Here is a 2,949-nt window from a genome sequence, read left to right as displayed (position 1 = left end):
CAGCGCCAGCACGACCGGCGCCGGGCCACAGCGTACGCTCCGCAGGCGGCCCGAACGCGGGATCTGAAAAACACAAGGCCGGGTGCTGGTTCAGCCCCGGCCTTTTTCATGCGGTCATTGGCGGGCATGACAGGCAGGCCCGCGTTCCCCAAAAGCCCCTCATGGATAAAATGGGGCAACTTTTTTCAGGACGGCGGTGTTCCCGGAAGCTCTTTGAAAAAAGCTTCACCAGAAACCTTCTTCTGACAGCGTGTGTTTCAGGGGTGGCTTTTCAGCGGCCCCCAAAAGAAAAGGCCCGCTGAGACAGCGGGCCTTTCCGGGTTTGGGTTGAAGCGGGGACCATCAGTGGCCCGTGGTCAGTTCCTCGGCAATGTCGCCACGCAGCGCGGCTTCATCCAGATGACGGCGGGCTTCGGGCGAGATGGTCAGCACCATGGTCATGAGCGCGGACGCCACATACAGGCCCGAGAAGATCCAGATGATCCCTTCGATCCCGTGCCAGGATTCAAACCATGTCACGATCGCCGGGCCAACCCATGTGCTGGCGCCGGCACCCAGCCCCAGCGCGGACAGCGCGGCGGCCTTTTCCTTGGGGCAGATCTGCGGCACGAGACCCGACAGCGGCACGAAGGCGGCGATCGTCGCGCCATACACCGCGCCCATGATGGCGGCGATGGTGAAGTTGCCGGGGAACATCATCGGCACGTAGTAGAACATCGGCACGGTAATGGCCGCGCCAATACCACCACCAATCGCCACCACGGCCCGATGGCCCAGCCGGTCCGCCGTCATGCCCGACACGAGATTGACCAGAATGTTCGCCAGGAAGATGATCGACAGGAGCTGAAGCCACTGCGACAGCGAGAACCCGATCACCTTGGTGAAGAACGCCGGCATGATCACCAGGAACGCATATTCCGACGAGGTGTTGATCGTGCGCACCAGCATGGCGATGAGCGTCTTGGGCTCGCGCCACAGGATGCTGATGGAACTGAAGAAGATCGTGCCCACAGGCGTGCCGGGACGCGCAAGACGCTGCGTGCCGGTCGGCTCATGCGTCATCAGCAGGGCCAGCAGGCCACCGAACATGACCAGCCCCAGCGAGGACCAGAACGTGGCCATCTCGCCAATCACCGGAATGGCGAAACTGGCGAACAGCGAACCCAGCGTGGGCAGCCCGCCGGAAAAGGCGAACCAGAACCACCCCGCCGCCGAGCCAAGCTGGCGCGGCGGTGTCGCCGCCGCGATCCAGACCAGGAAGCCGTAGGTGAACAGCGGATAGCCGAAACCACGCATGGTGTAGGCGGCCAGCATGATCGGGTAGCTGTTGACCGCCACGCCGAAGGTCAGGAACATCACCTCGAACAGCGCCCAGATACCAAGCCCGATCCACATGACCCGCTTGGGGCCCCACAGATCCGACAGCGGCCCCGACGCCCATGAGGACAGGGAAACGGTCACACCATAAATGGTGAACAGAAGCGCGGTGTCCCGCGATGAAACGCCATGCCCCTCAAGATAGGGGGCCAGATAGCCAGCCTCGACCCCGTCACCGATCATGAAGAACAGCAGACCCACGAACCCCCAGAACAGGGGGGCGGGAATGCCAAGCCGATCAGCCAGGGATGTTGATTCGGACAGATTGTCTGTCTGTTTCAAGGGGAGATTCTCCTCTTTCACAGGCAGCCGACACGAAAACGAGGGGCTCCACCTCATTGCGGAGCGTCGATGCAGGCTGCGTCCGCCTGATCCGGTCAGCCCGAAACACCAGTGCGGAACCTCAGTTTCACAAGTTCGGGCGTGCAGTCACCCGGACCGGTTACAGCAGAGGGGCCGAAAGCACGGGCATCCGCGCCGGAACGCCAGCGCGACATGCTGACGGACCTGTTTTCCCCATACGTGTTACCGGCAGATACCATCAATCCAGCAGGAAAACGCACCATATGGCACGCATTGCAAAAACAACCGGATGAAAAAACACAAAATCGCACCGAAAAATGGGCACGATCATGTGATCTCTCACGCTGGAAAGACCATAAATCAGTCGGATATACAAAATCGTTGCAGTTCCGAACGATTTCAAAGTGTGAAGATAGTTTCCAACCTCCGCCAAAACACAAAAAATATATTCAGTGGAAGCAATCTATACTAAAAAAGTCCCGAGAATGTAAGAGAATTCTCGAATTTTCGCCATGATTCCGATTTTCCCCTTATTATATCAATATATTCCCGGGCATGTTTTCGCGGGGCGTGGCGGCGGGGCTGATCCATCTTTCCCAACCGGCGGGTTCCTGCCATAGTCACGCCAGCGCCACCGCCTGTGCGGCGGGCGCCATGCACCCCATACCGGGATATGGACAAACGGAACGGTCACGGTGAACATCAAGCTGCCTCCACGCCTTGCCGCATTGCCGGTCGCGCTACTGCTCTGCGCCCCATTGCCCTGCACCCCCGCCCATGGGCAGAGCCTGTCCGTGCAGAAGGTGCAGCGCGCGCTGGGGGTGCTGCGCCTCAAGCCCAACCTGGCCAGCCAGGCCTGCCTCGACAAACTCGAAGACCTGCACAAGATGGAAAAATCATCGATGAAGCGGGTGAGAACGCGCATAACCCCAACCTGTCGCTGGCGCATGACGTCATGACATCCGATTACGAGGACGCGACCGAATCCTGCGTGCCGGACGCGGCCAAGGTCTGCGACGCCCCCGGCAGTCTCGCCAGCCCGAACCAGAAAAAGCTGTGCGACGCGCTGGATGCGGTCATGTCCATTGATGGCGGCGATGAAGGGGAGGAAGCCATTTCCGCCCCGCAAGGCACATCGAGCGACTGAGCGGCGGGCCGCGCCGCCCGCCTTCAGGGAAGCTGCGCCAGCAGATGCAGCCCTTCCGCGCTGCCCAGCACGGCTGATTTTTCCGCACGGTCCAGCTCACGCGCCGCCGTGGCCAGATCCGG

The 2,949-nt window shown here is 60.9% G+C and carries 4 protein-coding genes; 3 read left to right on the top strand and 1 reads right to left on the bottom strand.

The window, feature by feature from the left end:
* Positions 1-342: 342 nt before the first annotated feature.
* Entirely contained in the window at positions 343-1,659 is a 1,317-nt protein-coding gene (locus JCM25156_RS12620; protein ID WP_025813359.1) for an MFS transporter, read from the bottom strand.
* 213 nt (positions 1,660-1,872) lie between these two features.
* On the opposite strand from JCM25156_RS12620, the gene JCM25156_RS28910 reads away from it, so the two are divergent.
* The 3 genes from JCM25156_RS28910 (at position 1,873) to JCM25156_RS31190 (ending at position 2,827) form a co-directional block, all read left to right on the top strand.
* A complete protein-coding gene (locus tag JCM25156_RS28910; protein ID WP_148299389.1) occupies positions 1,873-2,196 on the top strand; it encodes a hypothetical protein in 324 nt (107 codons plus the stop codon).
* 179 nt (positions 2,197-2,375) lie between these two features.
* Complete coding sequence (locus JCM25156_RS31195) at positions 2,376-2,639, top strand: hypothetical protein (protein ID WP_242402645.1); 264 nt, start codon at positions 2,376-2,378, stop codon at positions 2,637-2,639.
* Positions 2,636-2,827, top strand: coding sequence for a hypothetical protein (locus JCM25156_RS31190; protein ID WP_242402644.1), 192 nt, complete (start codon positions 2,636-2,638; stop codon positions 2,825-2,827). The genes JCM25156_RS31195 and JCM25156_RS31190 overlap by 4 nt, the downstream gene beginning before the upstream one ends.
* Positions 2,828-2,949 lie beyond the last annotated feature (122 nt).

This window comes from Komagataeibacter kakiaceti JCM 25156 (assembly GCF_000613305.1).
Note: the sequence above shows the minus strand (reverse complement) of the source record. Positions and strands in the feature narration are given on the sequence as shown.

What these genes read in the sequence shown, in the direction of transcription:
- JCM25156_RS31190 (WP_242402644.1), top strand. Translation starts at nt 2,636, where the DNA reads ATGACATCCGATTACGAGGACGCGACCGAATCCTGCGTGCCGGACGCG.
- JCM25156_RS28910 (WP_148299389.1), top strand. Translation starts at nt 1,873, where the DNA reads ATGCTGACGGACCTGTTTTCCCCATACGTGTTACCGGCAGATACCATC.